We start from the raw sequence: 20,906 nt of genomic DNA on the forward strand, positions 1-20,906 counted from the left end.
CTACTCCTCGTCGTCGCCAGCGTCGCCGAATGCTTCGTTCTCGGTCCAGGTCCGCTTGGACCCGGTGAGGATGATGTCCCAGGTGTAGCCCAGGGCCCACTCTGGCTGGGTGAGTTCGTGGTCGTAGTTGGCCACGAGCCGGTCGCGGGCGTCCTGGTCCACGATCGACTGGTAGATCGGGTCCAGCGGGAACAACTGGTCGCCCGGGAAGTACATCTGGGTGACGATCCGCTGCGTGAACTCCTGCCCGAACAGGGAGAAGTGGATGTGGGCCGGGCGCCAGGCGTTGAGGTGGTTCTTCCACGGGTAGGCGCCGGGCTTGATGGTGGTGAAGCGGTAGGAACCGTCCGGGCCGGTGATGCAGCGGCCCACGCCGGTGAAATTGGGGTCCAGCGGGGCGGGGTGCTGGTCGCGCTTGTGGACGTAGCGGCCGGCGGCGTTGGCCTGCCAGATCTCCACCAACTGGCCGGCAACCGGGCGTCCGTCGCCGTCGAGCACCTTACCCGCCACGATGATCCGCTCGCCGAGCGGTTCGCCGTTGTGCTGGATGGTGAGGTCGGACTCCAGGGCGTGCACGTCCTGGTGGCCGAAGGCCGGGGAGTACAGCTCGATGGTCTCCGGGTCCGCGTGGTGCAGGCTCTTGGTGGGGTGGCGCAGGAGGGAGCTGCGGTACGGGGCGAAGTCCAGCCGGGGTTGGGTCTCGGGGGCGGCGCCGTCTTTGAGCTCGCGGTGGTAGGCCTCGCCGAGCGCGGCGATTTCGGCGCTGATGTCCGCCTGCGACTCGGCGGCGGCGTCCAGGACGTGGGCTGCGTGCGCTTCGGCGTGCGCAACGAGCTCGTCGTTTTCGTCCTGCCAGGCGGCGTCCTGCCAGGCGTCGTCCTGCACAGCGCTGTCCTGCACGGCGGCATTCTGCTCGGCTGCGCTGTGGGCGCGGTGCGTGCCATGTGCGTCGATGGTCATGGCCGGCTCCTTTCGGTTGCGTACTCGGTGGTTGCGTTTGTGGGGTCGGTTTTCCCAACTAGCTGGCAGTTGTTGTCGTTATGAGGGCTCAAAACGACAACAAATGCGAGCTAGTTGGGTATGCGGCGGGCGTGGTCGTACTGGACGGCGTGCCGCACCGGGGCGTTGGGGGCTCCGTAGCCGTCGTAGCCGCCGCGGCGTTCGACCATTTCGAAGAACACGCTGCCCACGGTGGCGGTGTAGAAGTGCAGGAATTCGCCGCTGGCGTCGCGGTCGTAGAGCAGGTTGAGTTCCTTGAGCGTGGCGAGGAAGCCCGGCTCCAGGCTGAAGCGGGCGGCCAGGTCCTCGTAGTAGTTCGCCGGGATCTGCAGGAACTCCAGGCCACGGTCCCTCGCGGCGCGGGCCAGGCCCACCAAGTCGTCCACCGCGAAGGCGATGTGTTCCTGGTAGCTCTTGTGGCCGCCGTCGTGCTGAAGAAGCGGCGCCAGGTTCAGGACCAGGCGCACGGCCCGGTCGCTGGTCTGCATGACCTGCGAGCGCACCAGGCCGGTGGGGCTGGGCACCTCGGCGAACGGTGCCGGTTCCAGGGCGAGCGCGCTCGTGTAGAAGAGGACGGCCTCGTCGAAATGCTGCCACGGCTGGGCCAGGTTGACGTGGTCGATCACGGCGCCTGCGCCCACGGGCGCCGAGATGCCGTCGCCGAACTCGCCTGCCTGTCCGAATTCAGCAGTCCACGCTGCCGTGCCGTCCGGGCTGCCCTGGCAGAGGAAGATCTCGGTGGAGTCCGGGGCCGCGATGCCCTGGAAGACCTCTTCGTCCGCCTGCACCTTGCGCGGAACCACCGGCGCCTTGAGCTGCTGGGCGCGGGCGGAGGCGATCACCGGGGAGTCGACGTCGAAGCCCAGCGCCGCGATGGCGGGCTCGGTGTGCGAGGGCGCCTGTTCGTTGATGATCACCCGGGCGTGGCCCATGGTCCACAGCTGGACGTCCTTGGTGCGGTGGCGGCCCTCGAACTCAAAGCCCAGCTGGCCCAGGAGCTTCTCGAGGCCGGCGGTGTCGTCGGCCTTGACCTCGGCGAAGTTGAAGCCTGCGGGTTCGGCCACCTTGGGCAGCGTGGCCAGTTCCATGGGATAACGACGGCGACCGGTCACCTTCGCGGAGCCGGCGGCGCCGCGGGCGGCGGCCGGGGAAGCGGCGGCAGCACCGGCGTCGTGCGCGTCAAGCCAGTTCGCGTCGAGCCACTTGGCGCTCTGCTCCTCCAGCCAGATCAGCGAACGCATCGCATCCACGGCGGTGCGTTCCACGTCCGACTGGCGGAAGACGTCGTTGAAGACCTCCAGAGACACCGGTCCGGTGTAGCCGGCGCGCACCACGTGGCCCATGAACTTGGCGAGCTCGAACTGTCCCTCCCCGGGGAAGACCCGGTAGTGGCGGCTCCAGGAGAGCACGTCCATGGAGAGCTTCGGGGCGTCGGCCACCTGCACGAAGAAGATCTTCTCTGCGTTGAATTTCTCGATCGGCGCCGTGTTCCAGTCGCGGGAGAGGATGTGGAAGGAGTCCAGGCAGGTGCCGAGGTTGGGGTGGTCTACCATCTCCACCAGGCGGTGGGCGTGCTCGTAGTCGTTGACGTACTTGCCCCAGGCCAGCGCCTCGTACGCCACCTTCACGCCGTGTTCCCCGGCCAGCTGCGCAAGGCGGCCGAGCTGCTCGGCCCGCAGGCCGTCGTCGTCGATTTCCGCGGTGGCCACGTTGCTGCACACCAGGATGGTGTCCATGCCCAGGCGGGACATGAGCTCGAACTTGGCCCCGGCGCGGCGCAGGTTTTCGTGGAGCAGTTCCTCGGGGACGCTGTCGAAGTCGCGGAAGGGCTGGTAGAGGTCCAGTCCAAGGCCGAGGTCGGAGGCCATGGTGCGGACAGCTTCGGGGCTGAGCGCGGAGGTGACCAGGTCCTGTTCGAAGATCTCGATGCCGTCGAATCCCGCGATGGCGCAGGCCTGCATCTTCTCCTTCAGGGTGCCGGAGAGGCACACCGTGGCGATCCCGGTGCGCATCAGGCGGCCACAGTCTCTTCGGCGGCGATCAGCTCGAGGAAGTGTTCGCGCATGCGGGCTGCGTCGGCGTCGCGGCCGGTGAAGATGCGGAAGGCGTCGGCGGCCTGGCCCACGGCCATGCGTCCGCCGTCGAGCACCCGGCAGCCCTTGGCGCGGGCTTCGCGCACCAGCTGCGTTTCGATGGGCCGGTAGACGATGTCGGCCACCCAGTGCCGCGGCTCCACGAGGGACATGTCCAGCGGGGTGCCCGGATGCGCGGCCATGCCCACCGGGGTGCAGTGCACCAGCCCGTCGGCCAGCGGCATGAGCCGCGGCAGCTCCGCCGTCGAGCGGGCCGTCACGGTGGCCTCCGGGAAGAAGCCGGACAGTTCGGCGGCGCGTTCGGCGCAGCGGGCGGGATCCATATCCACCAGGTCCAGGGTGCGGACGCCCGCGGAGAGCAGGGCGTAGGCGACGGCGGACCCGGCGCCGCCGGCGCCCAGCTGGACCACCCGGCCCAGCGAGGCGCCCGGGAGGCCGTCCGCGAGTGCGGCGGCGAAGCCGGAAAAGTCGGTGTTGTGGCCGACGAAGCGGCCGTTCTGGATCAGGACCGTGTTCACTGCGCCGAGGCGGCGGGCGTCGTCGGACACCTCGTCCAGGTGCTCGAGCACCAGCTGCTTGCAGGGGTGCGTGATGTTCAGGCCGTTGAAGCCCAGGCGGTACGCGGCGGTGAGGAGATCGCCGACGGCGGCACCGGGCAGGGCGAGTTCGAGCAGGTCGATGGGGCGGTAGAGGCAGCGCAGGCCCTGGCGGTCCGCCTCGCGCTCGTGCATGGCCGGCGAGAGGGAAGGCGTGACGCCTTCACCAATCAGGCCCACCAGATAGGACTCGGCTCGAGTGCTCATGCTTTATTGCTCCTTTGACAACTCCGGACGGCGGCGGCTGTAGGAAGCCCGGCGCCCTGCGGTATGAACCAGCTTACACAAGGTGTTCACATATTGCACTAGTGTTCTTATCGCGAACACCCAATGATTCCCAGGCCAGCCCTTCCGGATCCGAGCGCGAACGTACACTTGGGGCCCCGAAATCCGCGGATTCGGGGCCGCAACTGTACGTTCGCGCATCGCTCACCGCTGCGGGAGGCGCGCGGCGAGCTCGGCGGCGGCGTCCCGCAGCAGCGGAACCACGGCCCGGAGCTGCTCCACGGACATCCGGAACACCGGCGCGGCCGTCGCCAGGGAAGCGAAGGCCACGCCCTGGCTGTTGAGGACCGGTACCGCGATCGCCCGCATGCCCACCTCGTTTTCCTCGTCCATGAGCGCGAAGCCCTGGCGGCGGACCTTCTCGATTTCGGCCCGGAAGGCCTCCCGGTCGGTGATGGAGTGCTCGGTGAGCGGCTCCAGGTCCAGCTCCTCGAGCAGCGCGGCGCGTTCGTCGTCGGGGGCGAACGCCACCAAAGCCTTGCCCACCGCCGTCGTGTGCAGCTTGCCCAGGTACCCGGGATCGCTCGTGACGCGGAACATCTGGGGTCCGTCCACCTTGTTCACCGTGAGGTGGTGGTGGCCGTCGCGCACGGCGAGGATGGTGGCCTCGCCGGTCCCCTCGGTCACCTTCAGCAGGATGGGGCGGGAGGTGCCGGCGAAGCCGTGGTGGTTGGAGACGCGCTGGCCAAGCTGGAAGACCCGCAGGCCCAGGTGGTAGCGGCGGCCATCGGGCTCGTAATCCACGAAACCGTCCCGCGTCAGGGAGCCGAGGAGGCGGTACGTCGTGCTGAACGGCAGCTCGGCCTGCCGGGAAAGCTCGGACGCACTGGCCCCCTTGGGCTCGTTGCCCAGCAACACCAGGAGGCCCAGGGCCTTGCCGATCATGTCCGTTTTGCTGTCCTCTTTGACGCTCATGAGGAAAGATTGCCACATCGTGAGAGCTATATCTAGATCGTGAGTATTTTTCTTGACAGGTGACCGCACTCACAGCCATCATTTCTATATTGCACAAACAGCTCCCACATTGTGAGAGCTACTGCTGGAGCCTGAAGGTCAGGCCTTTCAGCCGAGACGTCTACTGGACGGCCTCCCACCGGCCTCACGAAGAGCAGCCGCGAAAGCGCCACAGACCACCCGCTTCACCAGATGCGACAACGTCGTCACACCGAAGGAACACCATGAGCCAAACGATCCCGTCTACGACGCCGGGGGCCGGCGCCGCAGGAACAACCCAGGGGACCCCGAAGAAGGCTGCCCTCGCCAGCTTCCTGGGCAGCGCCGTCGAGTACTACGACTTCTTCATCTTCGGCTCCGCCGCGGCCCTGATCTTCCCGCACGTCTTCTTTCCCAGCGCGGACGCCAACGCGGCCATCATGTCCTTCGCCACCTTCGGTTTCGCCTATGTGGCCCGGCCGGTGGGCGCCGTGATCCTGGGACACTTCGGCGACCGGATCGGCCGGCAGCGGGTCCTCATGTTCACGCTCATCCTCATGGGCGCGGCCACCTTCATCATCGGCTGCCTCCCTGACTTCAAGACCATCGGCTGGTGGGCACCTGCCCTGCTGGTATTCGCCCGCCTCTGCCAGGGCCTCTCCGCCGCCGGCGAGCAGGCCGGCGCCTCCTCCATGACCCTGGAGCACGCCCCGGACAACCGCCGCTCCTTCTTCACCTCCTGGACCCTCACCGGCACCCAGGGCGGCCAGATCCTCGCAGCCCTCGTTTTCATTCCCGTCGTCGCCCTGCCGGATGAGATCAAGTACGGCATTGGCTGGCGCATCCCGTTCTGGCTCAGTGCCGTGGTGGTCCTGGTGGCGTTCTTCATCCGCCGTACCCTGCACGAGCCGCCGGCGTTCGCCGAGGCAAAGAAGCACCACCAGATCGCCAAGCTGCCGGTGGCCGACCTCCTCAAGCTGCACTGGCGCGACGTGCTCCGCGTAGTCTGCTGCGCCTTCATCGCCGCAGTCAGCACCGTCTTCGGCACCCTGGCCATCAAGTACGCCAAGGACGTGGCCCAGGTGGACGGCACCGTCACCCTCTGGCTCGTGGTGGTGGCGAACATCGTGGCCCTGGGCACCCAGCCCCTGTTCGGCACCCTCGCCGACCGGATCGGCCGCAAGCCCGTGTTCATATACGGCGCCCTGGCCAGCGCCGTCATGACCCCCTTGTTCCTGCTGACTCTGGAATCGGGCATGGTTCCGCTGATGTTCGTGGTGTCCGTGGCCTACTTCGCCTGCGGCTACGCCGCCGCGAACGCCGTGTGGCCCTCCTTCTACGGTGAAATGTTCAGCACCCGGGTGCGCTTCTCCGGCCTGGCCATCGGCACGCAGCTCGGCTTCCTGATGGCCGGCTTCGCCCCGGCAATCGTCACCGCCATGGGCGGCACCAAAGCCGGCGGCTGGGTGCAGATCAGCCTCTTCACCGGCGCCATCTGCCTGATCGCCGCGGGTTCCGCACTCACCGCCCGCGAATCATTCAAGACCCCGACGGCGGAGCTCGGCTCGAGGTAGCCCGTCACCACCCGCTTTCCAACAGCGCGAACGTACAGTTGAGGCCCCGAAATCCGCGGATTCGGGGCCTCAACTGTACGTTCGCGCGGGTTAAACGGCGCCGAAACCACCCTGCAACATTCGCCCGCCACACTGGAAGTGCCGGCAAACGCTGGCAGCTCCAGCCAAGGAGGCCACCATGTTGAAGGAAGCACCAGCCCGAACCACCCGCATCCGCACCCTCGACCAGCTGCACCGCGGCGACCACATCGAGGCCCGCCTCTCCGTCGGCCCCGCCTACGATGACGTCGTCATCCGCAGGGGAAGCGTCCAGGAGACCGCGCCGGGCATCGGCGTCGTATGGATCATGGACCAGCTGAGCGGCCTCCGCAAGGCCATCAACACGGACGAATGCACCCTCTGGCGAGTGGCCTGAGCCAGCCCGCCCTCGCGTCTCAACCGCCGGCCACGGACTGGATGATCAACACCTCCTGGCCGGCAGATACTTCAGTTTCCAAGCCTTTCAGGCGCCGGACTTCCTCGCCGTTGACGTAAATATTCACGTAGCGGCGCAGGGTTCCGGTCTCGTCCCGGATCCTCCGGGCAAGCACCGGGTAACCCCCGGTCACCGCGTCAAGCAGCGCGGCCACGGTCACAGCCCCGTCGGCGGGCGCAGTCAGCAAGGACTGCCCGCCGGCGAGCGGCTGCAGGACACTCGGCAGCACCACCGTGATGTCAGGCACCGGGACTCCTACGCGGAAAACGCGGGCATGGCCGCACCCGACACCACTGCGGCCCGGACACAGAGCACATCCGGCAGGTGCGACACCACCTCGGTGAAGCTCTCGCCCTCATCCGCGCTGGCGTAGACCTCCCCGCCCCGCGTTCCGAAGTACACGCCCACCGGCTCGGCAGTATCCACCGAGGCGGCGTCGCGCAGCACCGAGTTGTACTCATGGTCGGGCAGGCCGGTCTCGAGCCGCTTCCAGGTTCCGCCGGCGTCGTCCGTCCGGTGCACGGCCAGCCGGCCGTCCGGCGGGATCCGCTCTCCGTCGGCCTTCAGCGGCACCACCCAGGCGGTCCCGGAACGGCGCGGATGCGTGAGCATCACGAAGCCGAAATCGGCGGGCAGGCCCTCCGCGATCGATTCCCAGTTCTCGCCGTCGTCATCCGTGCGGTAGACGCCGTGGTGGTTCTGCGCATAGAGGCGGCCGTCGACGGCGGCATCCGCCGCGATCTTGTGCACGCACTGGCCGAACTCCGGGTTGGGGTCCGGCATGAAGTACGCCGAAATCCCCTTGTTCCGGGCCTCCCAGGAGGCTCCGCCGTCGAGCGATCTGTACACGCCGCCGGTGCTCATGGCGATGTGCACTTTCTCCCCGGACGGGTCCACGACGATTGAGTGGGCGGCCGCGCCGCCGTAGCCGGCGCCCCATTCGCTGCGGTGCGGGTGGTCCCAGAGCCCGCGGTTCAGTTCGAAGTGCTCGCCGCCGTCGGTGGATTTCCAGACGGAAATCGGCTCGCAGCCGGCCCAGACGACGCCAGGCCGGGACTCGGCGTCGGGGTAGATCTGCCAGATGCGTTCCAGCGCGGCTTCGGTGCCTTCGGGAAAGGAAATGGCGCCCTGTTCCGGTTCGGTCCAGGTGGCGCCAAGGTCATCGGAGTGGGCCACGGTGGGCCCCCAATGTTCGGACCGCACGCCGACCATGATGCGCGGGGAATCCCCACGGGTATCGATCCCGATGCTGGGGATCTCGCTCATGAGGAAGTGCGGGCCGGTGAGGGACCATTCCTTGCGGTCTGTGCTGTGAGCCAGCCACAAGCCCTTTTTGGTCCCGATCGCCAAGATGTAGCTCTCTGCGTTAGCCATGGTCCCCATGCAACCACCCGCTCCTGCGGGTGGCAACGGTTATTCTTTGGCAGGTGGCTTGGCCCGTGGCGGTCGGCGGAGGCCGGGGGGCCTGGAGCCTGGAGGGCCGACGAACAGGCCCCACGAAGAAACCGCTGGTGGTTCAAAGGGCCGAAGCAGCCGCATTCTCGCCGGCGATTACGCCAAGGCACAGGCTCCAGGGAACCGAGGGGAGAGCGATCCTCCGTTCAGCCTGATGGTAGGAGGAGAGAATTCCACCAACAAGGCTGGCGGTGTTGGTGGCGATAACTACCCCGTTTTGCTCGACGATGCACGTGTTTGGTGGCAGAGGCCGAAGGAGTGGGTCGAACTCGGTCTGGAGGCGGCTGACGAGGACGTCTACGGCCGCGACGCCTGCCATCTTGCCCGCCCTCGTGACACGTTTGGTGAAGGTGATGACGTGCTGGTTGGTTCCGAGGGCGTCGATGTAGGCGTAGCTGGCGTGGACGGTGTCATCAGCGTCGGACGCCGGCCACCACGGCGCAGTCGAGTAGTCGTAGAACTCCGGATCCATTTCGAACCGCTGCGGTGACTCCGGGCCCGACGGAAGGTAGCACCAGATGGAGCCCGGTTCGCCGAAGTAGGACTGATCGGCTATGAATCCAGTCCCGTACAGCGCCGGCATGGTTTTCAGATTCTCGCGGGCTACGTCGTAGACGTTCTCCAGCTCATCCAGCCTGCCCTTCTTTGCGTGGTCGAGGCCCTCCTGGGCAGCGCCTTCGACGCTCGTGATCGATGCAGCAGCTGCCTCTTCGAGCCGCAACGCGTACGATTCCACGGCGGAAATGGCGTTGTCGATGCCTTCATTGGCAGCCAGCGAGCCTGGCGGCGGAGAGTCCAGGGACAACCGCAGGTCGATGAGGCGGTTCATGTCCCGGCGAACATGCTCCTCGGCGAGGAGCCGGGCGCGCGCGGCGTCCGCGGCTCGTATGGCGTCCACGATCATCGCATGCTCTTTGGCCGCAGCGCGTCGGCGGTCAGAAGCCCCGGACCATACCAGCGCCCCGACCTCGGCCTGCATCGTCATCTCCTGACGGGTGAACAGGACCGATCCTGATGTGGCCGCAAGCTCTACGTGGAACTGGCTGTCCGCCCGCATCATTTCAGCGGGCGTCTGCGCCGTTTCGATCATCGCCGCCATTGAAGCTAGCCGCCCGATAGGAACCTGCTGGGATCGACCGGCCGCCACCGCCGCGGCAGAGCCTGCAAGGACGGCCCGGTATTCGCGGATGTCGCGTAGATCCTCGAGGGAGTATGCAGCGAGAGTGTCCCGCTGGGCTTTGGCGATGTCTCCGGTGTTCGCCCGCACGAAGCTTCCGCCGCCCTTGCCGCGCCGCGTTTCCACAAGTCCCAAGTGGCGGAGTTCGGCAAGGGCGGTTCGCAGGGTCATAGTGGAGACCCGCATCCTTGCGGCGAGTTCGCTTTCGCTGGGAAGCTGGGCGCCGTCTTCGAGTACGCCCAGTTCGATCGAATGACGGAGCCGAAGCGCAATCTCCTCACCACGCTCGGCGGTCTCCAACGGCGCGAACGCGAGTCGCTCTCTCCAACTGGACATGGCCACCCCTCTTGAATCAATGCAGTCGGCGCTTTAAACCTTTGACATCTAACCTTGGATGTCTATTGACATCTAACATTAGAGGTCTAAGGTTAAGTGTATCAGAAGGCGGGGGCGGGGGCCCGTATCACCTCGATCATCAGCAAGGAGTCACGGTCATGCTGGACAGCACGGATGTCGTCCACATATGGCGTCAAGCAGGAAACACCACACCCGTCGACCGCCTCAGCCTCTATGCGCAGGCACTCACAGCGACCTGTCCGGTCGGCGCCTACCGCGCACTGAACGACGCGCAAGAGGACAGGGCACTCCTCGCCCTGTTCCGGGTTGACCACCCCTATGCGACCATCCCTTCCCTCCATCAGGTACCTCCCCTGGCCCTGTCGAGCTACCACCAGTTGCTCTACGACCTGGCCCGCGAAGGACTCGGCCCAAGCGATGGGTTCCACGCCCGGGAGCCGAGGGTTGGGCATGCATCCAGCACGACCCCGCGCCAACGTGTGGACGCCCTGGCTTTCAATGGTGGCGAACTACGATGAAACGCCGCAGCCCCGAGCCTTTCACTGCCCCATTGCCGCTCGGGGGTATACGCCTCCAGGCAGCACTCCCCCAGTGGCCGGCGCTGGCGCAGGTCCGGGCGAACACCCCGGAAGCATGGGATGCGCTCATGCGGGACCTCGACGCCGGCCTCGCCGCAGCGCGACTCTATGGAAGGTAAGTCGAGGACTACGGGCCCGACTGCAACGGGGTCCCGAAATTGAGCGCAGTGCAACCGACAACGGTTCCTCCTGCAAGCCGTCCGTGAGGTTTCAGAAGCCCCGCATCCAGTCGACCCGCCCTGCGCTCAGGCCACCACCAGGGCGTCCCCCGGCCCTGGCTTCAGCCCGCGCGGTCCAGCAGACCCGCCGGAGCGGCGCCCGCAAACAACGACGGCGGCCCGCCCGGACACTCTGGTTGAACTGGTCCCCATTAGTTGGCCTGAGAAAATTCGGTTCCGACCTCCGGAGCATGGTCGGCTTCAACGCGGGCGTCATCTCCAATGCCGCGGCACCGTTCGGGGGCGTGAAGCAGTCAGGCCTGGGGCGGGAGGGTGGCGCCGAGGGCATCGCGGAGTACACGACGACGCAGTACATCGGCATCGCCGACCCGTACGCCGAAAGCGGGAACGCCTGAGTCGGGAACGCCTAGTCCACGAACTCCGACTGGGTTTCGATGAAGTCCCAGTCGGCCGCGCTCAGGCCGCCGGCGGGATCGTCCGGATGCGGTCCGCCCGCTTCGGCGATCCCCTGGAGCACCGTCAACGGCAACTCCGCGGCACGCAGGTTTTCCCGCAGCCATTCCTTGTGTTCCAGGTCCAGATCCAGCCACCACATGAAGATCTCCACGCGGACCACCCCTTTCTGTGCCTTAACGCTAAGCGTGCCGGCAGTGCTCTTCAATAGGCCCTTGTGCGGCGAACCCTGTTGCGACAACCTTTTGCTATAGATCATGGCGGGACATGGTCCGCGGCTAAGGGGACCCGGGTTGGACTGTGACATCGAGCTGGAAATCGGCCCCGGCTCAGCGCAGGGCGAATACACAGTGCACGTGGTGCGGGCTCCCGCCGGCGGCCACGGGTCGGGCTCGTTCATGCTCGACGTCGGCGCCATCCTCGCCCGGCGGGCCGAACTGGAGGCGACCATACTGGCCTCCAGCGTTGCGGCGAGGCGTACCACGCCGATCATGGAACTGCCGGTGCGGGCCGCGGGGCAGGAACTCTTCCAGTCCCTCTTCACCCGCGAGGTGTACGGCACTTACCGGGCGAGCCTAGGAGCAGCCCAGCACGCAGGTCAGCAGGTGCGCCTGGTCCTCCGGCTCGCGGCCCCGGAACTCGCGGCGCTGCCTTGGGAAATGCTGTTCGACCCCGAGACTGAAAGCTACCTGTGCCAGACGGAGCCCCTGCTTCGCCACATACCTGCCGCCGACTATCACCCCAACCCTTTGGACATCACCCCTCCCCTGCGGATCCTCGGCATCGCGGCGGCCCCTCGAGACCTCCCTGCCCTGGATGCGGAGGCCGAGAAGAGGAACCTTGCGAACGCCCTGGCCGGTCCTGTCGCCGAAGGCCGGGTGGAGCTGGTGTGGGCCCCCTCCGGAACATGGGACGCCGTGCAGTCCTCGCTGCTGGCGGGACCGTGGCATGCCGTGCATTTCATCGGCCATGGCGACTACGACTACCGCAGCGACGAGGGCCGGATCGCAATGGAGGATCCGGACGGACGTTCGGCGATGGTCCGGGCCGTCCGATTCATGGCCCTGCTGAGCGTCGCGGCACCGCGCCCGCGCCTGGTGGTCCTCAATTCCTGCGCTTCCGGCGAAATGAGCCGGGCGGATCTCTTTTCGGGTACGGCAGCGTCGTTGGTCCGGAGCGGCATCAACGCCGTGGCGGCCATGCAGTTCGCTATCAGTGATTCGGCCGCGATTGCCTTCGCGCACGGCTTCTACGCGGCAGTTGCCAACGGGCGGGCCGTCGACGAAGCCGCCCGCGTAGGCCGGATCTCGGTCATGGCCAGCCCGGACGGCACCCTGGAGTGGGTGACTCCGGCCCTCTACGTTCGGGGCGGCTCCACCCAGCTGTTCACGCTGGCGCCCCTCGCGAAACACGCCCCGCCCGGCCCCGCACCAGCTCCGACGCCGGCCCCGCCACCGCCGCCCGAAGCCGCGCTGCAGAACGAACGGACGCGCCAGGCACAGCTGCGTGCCCTCTACGTCCAGGCAGGGGCCGAACTCCGGGTCAAGAACTTCGGTGTGGCCGCGGAACTGTTCGAGGATCTCCTGACCCTGGAACCGGGATACCGGGACGCCGAATCCCTGCGGGACTCCGCGGTGCACCGCCAACAGCTCGCCGAACAGTACAGGCTGGCCCGTGAGGCGGAGGACGCCCAGGAGTGGGGAGCCGCCGCCGAAGCCTTCGCGCTGCTGGACGGCGAAGAGGATTATCCCGACGCCGGTGCCCGGCGGCGCGAGTGCGAGCACCGGCAGCGCGTCGCGGACCTGCAGAGCGAACTCCGGTACCACTTCCACGGCGGGAGCTGGCAGGCGGTGGTGGATGTCGCCGTCGAGCTTGAAGCGCTGGATCATCAGGCCGCGGACCCTCAGGGACTCACGACGGCGGCCCGCTCCGAGCTGCGAAAACTCGCCGAACTGCAAAAGGAACGCGCCGCCCGGGACGAGCGCGCCGCCAAGGAGCGCGCAGAGGCGCGGGAAAGGCCGGTGCCCGAAGCGCCGCCCACGATTCAGAAGCCTGCAGTCCAGAAGCCTGCAGTCCAGAGGCCTCCTGTTCAGGAGCCCCCGGCGCCGGAACCCGCTCCGACAGTGCCGCGAGTTCCGGCGGCAGGGCCGTCGGCTCGGCCGTGGGAGGCCTGGCTCGGCTTCGCAGGCGGGCTCCTGCTCGCGATGGCGGGGATCACGGGTGCGTCGGCGGTGACCGAGTACTACTGGTACGTCTACAAGATGGATTCCGGCGCGATCCCCCTTGCCCTGGCGCTGGGACTGCTGATTCCCGCGGCGCTGGTGGCAATGGCAGCAGCCGGGGTTCCCACCCGGGCTGTTCCCGGCCGGATCCTGATGTCCGCGGCTGCTGTGTTCTCGGCGCTCCTGGGCTGGGGCGGCCTGGCGAGACTCCCGGAGGCCACGGCCGTTTTCCTGACCGGGGCACAGTGCGTTTGCGCCGTTTTGCTGGTACTCGTGTGCCTGCGCGAGCCGATGGCGCGCAGGCTTGCCGGATGGATCCTGGGCCTCTCGTTGGCCGCGGTGGTCCTCGTGTGGAACCGGAGCAATCCCCTGGCCTTCCAGCTCAGCTACTTCATTCCCGTGACAATTGCCGGGGTGACGGCGGCCTGGGCATCGCAGCCGTGGCAGGCCCGGCCTGCACAGAACCCGCCGGGACACGAACGTCCGGCGCCAGTGAGGCCAGCACAAGCCCAGCCGGAAACCCCGTCCGCGCCGCTGAATCCCGCCATGCTCCGGTGGGCCGGCATCCTGCTGCTCGCTGCCGGCCCGCTTGGCCTCGCTTTCCTGGTCTATTTCCTGGTGACCGACGACGCGAATTGGTGGTACTGGTCCGGCTCTTCGATCAACCAGGTGAGGCTGGCCATGGGCCTGGTGGGCCCGGCAGGACTCCTCCTGCTCCTTGCCGCCGGCCTGCCCGACACAACCCGCAGGGGACGCCAGGCCATGGCGTTGATCGCCGTGGGGAACGCCGCGTTCGCATGGTTCGGTTTCGATGACAAGGTGGCCGCCGCCACAGTCGCGGCCAGCCTCGTGCAGGCAGGCGCAGGCGTGTGGGCTGGGAGCCGGGCATTGCGGAACCCTTCCGTCCCGTCCCTGGGGGCCTGGGCACTCATGCTCGCTGCCTGCACGGTGGTTCTCGTCTGGATTCCCAGCCCCCCGTTCCTCCTGGCGCACAGCCTGGCGGTCCTGGTGGCGGGAATATTGTTCCTCGTCCTTGCCGGACGGGTTGCCGCCCGCCGGGGCACCCCGAAGTAAGGAGAACGCCATGACCCAGCTGATCCAGTACACCACCGACGGCGACGGAACCGTCCTGATCGAAGTGTCCGGCTCCGGCGTGCTGACCCGGGGCGGCAACCATTCGGCCAACGACCCCGGCGTCTTTGCGCGGGCACAGCAGACCTTCGAGCGCGCCCTGAGCAACGTCCGCCCAGCTGTCCAAGGCGTGATCGACGAGTTGCTGCGCATTGATCACCGGCCGGACGAGGTGAGCGTGGAATTCGGAATCGACCTCCACGCCGAGGCCGGCGCGTTCATCGCGGCCGCGAGCGCCAAATCCAACTTCAACGTCACCATGAAGTGGACGAAGGGCCTGGAGAGCTGACTCCGAAGGCCCACCTCCGCTGGCTGGAAGCCTGTTCATTGCCCTGGCATCGCGCGACAATTTGAGTATGTCTGACGGCTTCAGTGGACGGTCCCCATTGCTTCTCGGCATCCTGCCGGAGCAGCATCCCGAGGTGTTCCAGACGGCGGCCGCCTTCGCCCAGCGCCTCGACGCGCCGTTGGTGTGCGCGTACGTGGACGAGGCCAGCTACCTCGTCGAATGGGACCCCGCCAGGGACACCCACCGCTTGTCCCTGCACCCGGAAAAGGACGACGCCGATATCGCCGCCGTGCGCCAGGGACTGAAGGGGCGCATCACCGAGCTCGCGCAGGGCAGCGGAGTCGAGTGGACGCTGCGGCTCCTGGCCGGGGATCCGGCGCGGGCGATCGGCCGGCTCGCCGCGGAAATCGACGCCTCCATGATCGTGGTTGGCAGCCCTGAGCCCGGGATCGGGCACCGGATTTCCGAGGCGTTGAACGGTTCGGTGGCCTCCTGGCTGAGCCACCACCAGAGCCGCCCGGTGCTGATCGTGCCGCTGGCCAAGGCGGTCCAGGCCCGCCATGCGCACCGGGCCGGGGACGAGATGGACGAGGACGGCGCGGACGGTTCCGCCGCGTCGTGACGCGTCCGGAGCGGGCCGGGAGTGCCGCCTGGAAGCCAAAACAGGTCGGTTGAAACTAAAGCAAAAGTACTTATTCGAGGTGGTGGCGGCGCGGTAAATCGGCACGTAAGCTGATTGTCAGCAGGAACCGTAAGGAACCTGTCCAAAGGCCGCTCCGGAGTGCGTATCCCCCAATAACGCACTCCGGAGCTCTTTGCTTTAAGCCCCGTTTTGGCGGCAACAACGCCGGAACATCTGCGGGCAATCGACGATCTTGCGGCCAGCCTTCGCCGCCGTTAACGCACGACGGCGGGCGGCAGCCCGGGCGGCAATCGCGCCGGGGCAGCCACCCGCCGTCGGGGGCTGGAAAGCTAGACGAACTGGTACAGCAGCACCGCCATGCCGAAACCGACCACGGAGAGCACGGTCTCCAGCACCGTCCAGGTCTTCAGGGTGTCCTTGACGGACATGTTGAAGTACTTGGAGATGATCCAGAAGCCGCCGTCGTTGACGTGGCTGGCGATGATCGAGCCGGAGGAAATGGCGATGGCGATCAGCGCGAGCTCGGGCTGGGAGTAGTCGCCGGAGGTCAGCTCGGGGGCCAGGATGCCGCCGGTGGTCACGATGGCCACGGTGGCGGAGCCCTGCGCAATGCGCATGCCGCAAGCGATCACGTAGGCGGCGAGGATGATCGGCAGGCCCGCCGCGGAGAGCGTATCGGCAACGGCCTTGCCCACGCCCGTGGCCGACAGCACGGCACCGAAGAAGGCGCCGGCGCCGACCACCAGCAGGATCATGCCCACCGGCTTCAGGGAGGCGGAGCTGAGTTCGGAAAGGTCCTGGGCGGTCATGCCGCGGCGGATGCCGAGCAGCCACATGGACAGCGCCACGGCCACCGTCAGGGCGATGGCAGGGTTGCCGAAGAAGACCAGGACGTCGCGCAGGGTGCCCTCGGGCAGGAACACGTTGCCGAAGGTGGCGCCCAGGATCAGCACCATGGGCAGGCCGATGGCGAGGGCCACCAGGCCGATGGACGGCTCGTGCCCCTTGGCTTCCTCGGCCTCAGGGATCACGCGGTCTTCGGGGACGGCGATGTTGACGCGCTTGCCGATCCACGTGCCCCAGAGGATACCGGAGGCGAACCAGGCCGGGATGCCGCAGGCCAGGCCCATGAGGATGATCCAGCCGAGTTCCACGTGGAACAGGCCGGCCGCGGCCACGGGGCCGGGGTGCGGGGGCAGGAAGGCGTGGGTGACGGAGAGGCCTGCCAGCAGCGGCAGGGCGTAGAGGGCCAGCGACCGGCCGCCGCGCACGGCCGCGACGTAGACCAGCGGGGCCAGCACGAAGATGCCGATGTCGAAGAAGACCGGGATGCCGAGCACAAAGCCGGTGACGCCCATGGCGAGCGGGGTGCCCTTTTCGCCGAAGACCTTCACTAGTTTGCCCAGCAGCACTTCCGCGCCGCCGGACCGTTCGAGGATGGCGCCCAGCACGGTGCCGAGGCCGATGATCAGGGTGATGTGGCCGAGGATGCCGGCGAAGCCTTTTTCAATGAGGGCGTCGCCGCTCTTGACCGGGGTGCCCACGAGGGCTTCAATGGTCACGCCGCCCACCAGGGCGACGAGGACGCTGGTGGCCACGAGGGCGATGAACGGTTCGACCTTGACCTTGATGATCAGGAAGAGCAGGAGCGCGATGCCCGCGCCTGCGAGGAGGAGCAGGCCTGCGGTGTCGTGCCGCAGCCAGTCGAGGAATTCAGTCATTGAATGTTCCTTTCCGGGGTTCCTACTTGAGGGCGCCGGTGAAGGCGGCGGCCCGGGCTGAAATGTCGGTCCAGTCGCCAGCGGCGACGGCGGCGGGGGGCACCACGCTGGTTCCGCAGCAGACCGCGGCGGCTCCGGCGTCGAGGTAGCCCTTGGCGTTGGAGGCGTCGATGCCGCCGGAGGGCAGGAGCTTGATGCCCGGGTAGGGGCCCTGCAGATCCTTCAGGTACACAGGTCCGAGCTGGCGGGCGGGGAAGATCTTCACCGCGGCGGAGCCGAGGTCCACGGCCTGGGCCACCTCGGTGGGGGTCATGGCGCCGAGGCTGAACGGGATCCCTGCCTTGACGGCCACTTCGGCCACCTCGGGACGCAGGCCCGGGGTGACGAGGAACTTCGCGCCGGCGTCGATCGCGGCCTTGGCCTGGTCCGCGGTGAGGACGGTGCCGATGCCGACCGCGGCGCCGTGCTCAGCGGCGGTGTCCGCGGCGCGGCGCACATGGGCGAGGGCGTCCGGCGTCGTGAAGGTCAGCTCCACCGAGCGGATGCCGCCGGCGGCCAGGGCGTGGCAGAGCTCGGCGGCGTCGGGGATGCCGGGAGCGCGGACGACTGCGAGGGTGCGGTCCGCCTCGAGCTGCAGAATGAATTCTTCGGGGGTCATGCGTGGGTACCTTCTTCTCGGGTTGCTCGGGTGCGGCCGTCGGGGCTGCGGCGCAGGGCACGGCCGGCACGCGCGCCGGTGGGCCGGCCGCCGTCGATCGCAGCCGTGCCGTTGACGAACACGTAGTGGATGCCGGCTGCTGCCTGGCGGGGGTTTTCAAAGGTGGCGTTGTCGCGGACGGTCTCCGGGTCGAAGAGGACCAGGTCCGCGGCGTAGCCTTCGCGGACCAGGCCGCGGCGGTCCAGCTTGAGCCGCGCGGCGGGCCGGCCGCTGAGGTGGTGGACGGTTTCCTCCAGGCTCATCAGGCCCAGCTCCCGGCTGTAGTGGCCGAGGTAGCGCGGGAAGGTGCCCCAGGCCCGGGGATGCGGCTTGCCACCCACCAGCAGTCCGTCGCTGCCGCCGGTGTGGGTGCGGTGCACCATGATGGCGCGGACGTTTTCCTCGTGGCCCACGTGCTGCAGGATGCCGGTGCCGAGGCGGTCATCGAGCAGGATGCCCGTGAAGACCTCGAATGGTTCGCGGCCCTCGTCCTGCGCGATCTGCTCAATGGTGCGGCCCACATAGCCGGCGAGCGACTGGTTCTGGACGCCGCTGATTTCCAGGGTGTCCCATTCGGCAACGACCCCGTGGCAGCCGTCCGAACCGTAGATTTCCACGGCTTCGCGGATCCGGGCCTTCGTGTCCGGGTCCCGGAGGCGGTCCAGGGTGGCGTCCGTGCCGCCGGCGGAGGCCCAGCTGGGCAGGATCGCCGAGAGGGTGGTGGCGCCGGGCAGGTACGGGTAGGTGTCCAGGGTGATGTCCACGCCGGCGTCGAGGGCTTCGTCGATCAGGCCCAGCAGTTCGCCGGCGCGGCCCTTGTTCTCGGCGAAGTTCATGGTGGCGTGGGACAAGTGCAGGGCGCAGCCGGTGTCCCGGCTCAGGCCGATCATCTCGGCGTAGGCGCCCAGGGCGCCCTTGCCGTAGGAGCGGTGGTGCGGGGCGTAGAAGCCGTCCAGTTCGCCCACCGTGCTGCACAGCGCCCCGAGTTCCTCGGTGGTGGCGTACATGCCGGGCGTGTAGGTCAGCCCGGAGGACATCCCGACGGCGCCCTCCGCCATCGCGGTCCGGACCACCTCGCGCATCTGCTCCAGTTGCTCCGGGCTGGCTTCGCCTTCGTCGAAGCCCATGACGAGCGCCCGCACGGTGCCCTGCGGCACGAGGTAGGCCGCGTTCGTGGCGATCCGGCCGCCGTCGTTCCCGGTATCCAGGCGGTCGAGGTACTCCCCCACGGTCCGCCAGTCCCAGTCGAAGTCCTCCGGGTTGTCGTTCCAGCCGGCGATCTTCTGGCGGATCCCGGCCAGGGTGGCGTCATCCACCGGTGCGTAGGACAGGCCGTCCTGGCCGAGGAGCTCGGTGGTGACGCCCTGGCTGAGCTTGGCGTAGTGCTCCGGGGTGACCAGCAGCTGCAGGTCCGAGTGGGCATGCATGTCGATGAACCCGGGGCTGAGGACCAGTCCCGTGGCGTCGATGGTGCGCCCGGCGCCGGTTCCGGCGGCGGTGAGGCTGCCGGCGTCGGCGATCCGTGCGATGTCGGTGCCGTCCAGCAGGACGTCCGCGCTCCGCCGGGCGTCGCCCGTGCCGTCGATGAGGACGGCGTTGCTGATGAGGGTCTTCATCCGGTGCTCCTAGAAGAAAGTGTGGATGAGGTCGACGACGGTCTGGTCACCGTCCGTGTCAGCCAGCACCGGGATCAGCGTCCACTTGTCGAAGGCCGTGCACGGGTGGGAGAGGCCCAGCCGCACCACGTCGCCGGGACTGACAGTGGTGGTGGCGGGGTCGAAGCTCAGGAAGGAGTGCTGGTCGTTAACGGCGGTGATCTCGGCCCCTTCCAGCGGGCTCATGGGGCCGCCGAGCGCGGGGCCGATCAGCTGCGGGACCGGCAGGCCCTCGTCCACCGGAAGGTCCCGCTTGCCGGCGTCGAGCAGGGCGAGGCCGGGCTCCGGCTGGGATACCACGCGGGCCCAGCCGTGCATCGCGGAGCTGAAGGGCTGCCCGCCGTGCCGGGAGAACGGCGAGATCACGCGGTAGAAGCCGTCGTCGTGGATGATGTAGGCGCCGCTGCGGATCAGCAGCTCGACCGTCTTGCCGCCGTCGCCGGTGCTGATGGCCGGCGAGAGGACGTCGACGACGTCGTCAAAGTAGGCGCTGCCGCCCGCGGTGACGATCAGCTCGTCGGAGCCGTACAGGCCGTCCGCCAGCAGCTGTCGGTGCAGTTCAAGCAGCTGGCCGAGGTAGCCGCGGACGGCGCCGAGGGCGTCGGCGTCCGCGGTGTGGGCCAGTGAGCCTTCGTAACCGCTGACGCCCACCAGGCGCACGTGCGGGGAGGCCGCGGCGGCGCGGGCCACCTCGAGCGCGGCGTCGATGCCGCGGGCGCCGGTGCGCCCTCCGTGGGCGCCGAGTTCCACCAGGACGTCCAGCACGGCGCTGCTGCCGGCCGCGTCCAGGGTGCGGCCGATCAGTTCCACGGTGGCCACGGAGTCCACCCAGGACAGGATGGTCTGTTCGGGTCCCACCACCGAGGCCACCCACTCAATGGCGTGCGGATCGGTGAGGCTGTTGGCCAGTTGCAGGCGGCGGACGCCGAACTCACGGGCCACCCGAAGCTGGGCGAAATTGGCCAGGGTGATGCCCCAGGCGCCGCGCTCGAGCTGTTCGGCCCAGAGCTGCGGGGCCATGGTGGTCTTGCCATGCGGCGCGAGGCGGACGCCCTTTTCGGCACACCAGGCGGCCATCCGGTCGGCGTTGGCCTCCAGCGCGCGGCCGTCAAGCGTCAGCAGCGGCGTCTGCAGGTCCGCCAGCGTGTGGCGCTCCTGGATGAAGTCGCCGGCCGTGGTTCCGTTCGCGGCGGCGGGCACGGCCTTGTGCCGCCAGCTCAGCGGAACCGAAGAAAGCCGCGCGACGGCGTCGGCGGCGATGGCGGGGGCTGTTGATCCGGCTTCGGAGGTGGACATGTTTTCCCTTCACGGGGCCGGACGATCGTTGTCCGGCACACCAAGGATCTGCGTTGCGTATTTTGCAACGCTGGTTGCAAAGCTGTTGCAGATATGTC

Annotated in this window: 18 protein-coding genes and 1 pseudogene; 7 read left to right on the plus strand and 12 right to left on the minus strand. The window is 68.0% G+C overall.

Annotation, left to right across the window (positions count from 1 at the left end):
• The 4 genes from pcaH to D3654_RS17605 all read right to left on the minus strand — a co-directional run bounded on the left by pcaH (position 1) and on the right by D3654_RS17605 (position 4,888).
• Positions 1–960, minus strand: coding sequence for a protocatechuate 3,4-dioxygenase subunit beta (gene pcaH / locus D3654_RS17590; RefSeq protein ID WP_245413312.1), 960 nt, complete (start codon positions 958–960; stop codon positions 1–3).
• A gap of 110 nt (positions 961–1,070) precedes the next feature.
• Entirely contained in the window at positions 1,071–3,011 is a 1,941-nt protein-coding gene (locus D3654_RS17595; RefSeq protein ID WP_120522752.1) for a bifunctional sugar phosphate isomerase/epimerase/4-hydroxyphenylpyruvate dioxygenase family protein, read from the minus strand.
• Positions 3,011–3,895: a shikimate dehydrogenase gene (locus D3654_RS17600; protein WP_120522753.1), complete on the minus strand. Its 885-nt coding sequence runs from the start codon at positions 3,893–3,895 to the stop codon at positions 3,011–3,013. Before D3654_RS17600 ends, D3654_RS17595 begins: the two co-directional genes overlap by 1 nt.
• Before the next feature lie 222 nt (positions 3,896–4,117).
• Positions 4,118–4,888 carry an IclR family transcriptional regulator gene (locus tag D3654_RS17605; RefSeq protein WP_120522790.1) on the minus strand — a complete coding sequence of 257 codons (771 nt, stop codon included), beginning with the start codon at positions 4,886–4,888 and terminating at the stop codon, positions 4,118–4,120.
• Positions 4,889–5,151: 263 nt separating this feature from the next.
• Between D3654_RS17605 and D3654_RS17610 the strand changes: the two genes are divergently transcribed.
• Together D3654_RS17610 and D3654_RS17615 are read left to right on the plus strand one after the other, a co-directional pair.
• Positions 5,152–6,480, plus strand: a complete 1,329-nt coding sequence (locus D3654_RS17610; RefSeq protein WP_120522754.1) for an MFS transporter — start codon at positions 5,152–5,154, stop codon at positions 6,478–6,480.
• A 178-nt stretch (positions 6,481–6,658) separates the two neighbouring features.
• Positions 6,659–6,895: a hypothetical protein gene (locus D3654_RS17615; RefSeq protein WP_120522755.1), complete on the plus strand. Its 237-nt coding sequence runs from the start codon at positions 6,659–6,661 to the stop codon at positions 6,893–6,895.
• Between the two features lie 19 nt (positions 6,896–6,914).
• Here D3654_RS17615 and D3654_RS17620 read toward each other — a convergent pair whose 3' ends face one another.
• The 3 genes from D3654_RS17620 to D3654_RS17630 form a co-directional block, all read right to left on the minus strand.
• Positions 6,915–7,202: a MoaD/ThiS family protein gene (locus D3654_RS17620; RefSeq protein WP_120522756.1), complete on the minus strand. Its 288-nt coding sequence runs from the start codon at positions 7,200–7,202 to the stop codon at positions 6,915–6,917.
• An 8-nt stretch (positions 7,203–7,210) separates the two neighbouring features.
• Complete coding sequence (locus tag D3654_RS17625) at positions 7,211–8,338, minus strand: WD40/YVTN/BNR-like repeat-containing protein (RefSeq protein ID WP_120522757.1); 1,128 nt, start codon at positions 8,336–8,338, stop codon at positions 7,211–7,213.
• A 133-nt stretch (positions 8,339–8,471) separates the two neighbouring features.
• On the minus strand, positions 8,472–9,923 hold the full coding sequence (locus D3654_RS17630) for a GntR family transcriptional regulator (protein WP_162943781.1): 1,452 nt from the start codon (positions 9,921–9,923) through the stop codon (positions 8,472–8,474).
• 158 nt (positions 9,924–10,081) lie between these two features.
• Here D3654_RS17630 and D3654_RS20565 point away from each other — a divergent pair, with 158 nt between their 5' ends.
• Positions 10,082–10,462, plus strand: a complete 381-nt coding sequence (locus D3654_RS20565) for a hypothetical protein (protein ID WP_162943782.1) — start codon at positions 10,082–10,084, stop codon at positions 10,460–10,462.
• Between the two features lie 469 nt (positions 10,463–10,931).
• A pseudogene (locus tag D3654_RS17640) lies at positions 10,932–11,096 on the plus strand (aldehyde dehydrogenase family protein); the annotation flags it as partial.
• 11 nt (positions 11,097–11,107) lie between these two features.
• Here the strand turns inward: D3654_RS17640 and D3654_RS17645 are convergent.
• Entirely contained in the window at positions 11,108–11,308 is a 201-nt protein-coding gene (locus D3654_RS17645) for a hypothetical protein (RefSeq protein ID WP_120522791.1), read from the minus strand.
• Positions 11,309–11,447: 139 nt separating this feature from the next.
• Between D3654_RS17645 and D3654_RS17650 the strand changes: the two genes are divergently transcribed.
• The 3 genes from D3654_RS17650 (at position 11,448) to D3654_RS17660 (ending at position 15,418) form a co-directional block, all read left to right on the plus strand.
• The gene (locus D3654_RS17650; RefSeq protein WP_162943783.1) at positions 11,448–14,450 is read left to right on the plus strand and encodes a CHAT domain-containing protein; all 3,003 of its coding nucleotides are present in this window, start codon (positions 11,448–11,450) and stop codon (positions 14,448–14,450) included.
• A 10-nt stretch (positions 14,451–14,460) separates the two neighbouring features.
• Positions 14,461–14,796: a CU044_2847 family protein gene (locus D3654_RS17655; RefSeq protein WP_120522761.1), complete on the plus strand. Its 336-nt coding sequence runs from the start codon at positions 14,461–14,463 to the stop codon at positions 14,794–14,796.
• A gap of 67 nt (positions 14,797–14,863) precedes the next feature.
• Positions 14,864–15,418: a universal stress protein gene (locus D3654_RS17660; protein ID WP_120522762.1), complete on the plus strand. Its 555-nt coding sequence runs from the start codon at positions 14,864–14,866 to the stop codon at positions 15,416–15,418.
• A gap of 350 nt (positions 15,419–15,768) precedes the next feature.
• On the opposite strand, the gene D3654_RS17665 is transcribed toward D3654_RS17660, so the two are convergent.
• Genes D3654_RS17665 through D3654_RS17680 form a run of 4 tightly spaced genes read right to left on the minus strand, consistent with a single transcriptional unit; the run spans position 15,769 to position 20,808 of the window.
• Positions 15,769–17,160, minus strand: coding sequence for a GntP family permease (locus D3654_RS17665; protein WP_120522763.1), 1,392 nt, complete (start codon positions 17,158–17,160; stop codon positions 15,769–15,771).
• Positions 17,161–17,182: 22 nt separating this feature from the next.
• Positions 17,183–17,818 carry a bifunctional 4-hydroxy-2-oxoglutarate aldolase/2-dehydro-3-deoxy-phosphogluconate aldolase gene (locus D3654_RS17670; protein ID WP_120522764.1) on the minus strand — a complete coding sequence of 212 codons (636 nt, stop codon included), beginning with the start codon at positions 17,816–17,818 and terminating at the stop codon, positions 17,183–17,185.
• A complete protein-coding gene (locus tag D3654_RS17675) occupies positions 17,815–19,473 on the minus strand; it encodes an N-acyl-D-amino-acid deacylase family protein (protein WP_120522765.1) in 1,659 nt (552 codons plus the stop codon). The genes D3654_RS17670 and D3654_RS17675 overlap by 4 nt, the downstream gene beginning before the upstream one ends.
• 9 nt (positions 19,474–19,482) lie before the next feature.
• The gene (locus tag D3654_RS17680; RefSeq protein WP_120522766.1) at positions 19,483–20,808 is read right to left on the minus strand and encodes a type III PLP-dependent enzyme domain-containing protein; all 1,326 of its coding nucleotides are present in this window, start codon (positions 20,806–20,808) and stop codon (positions 19,483–19,485) included.
• Positions 20,809–20,906: the final 98 nt, after the last annotated feature.

The organism is Arthrobacter celericrescens, assembly GCF_003614925.1.
Classification (GTDB): Bacteria; Actinomycetota; Actinomycetes; order Actinomycetales; family Micrococcaceae; genus Arthrobacter; species Arthrobacter celericrescens.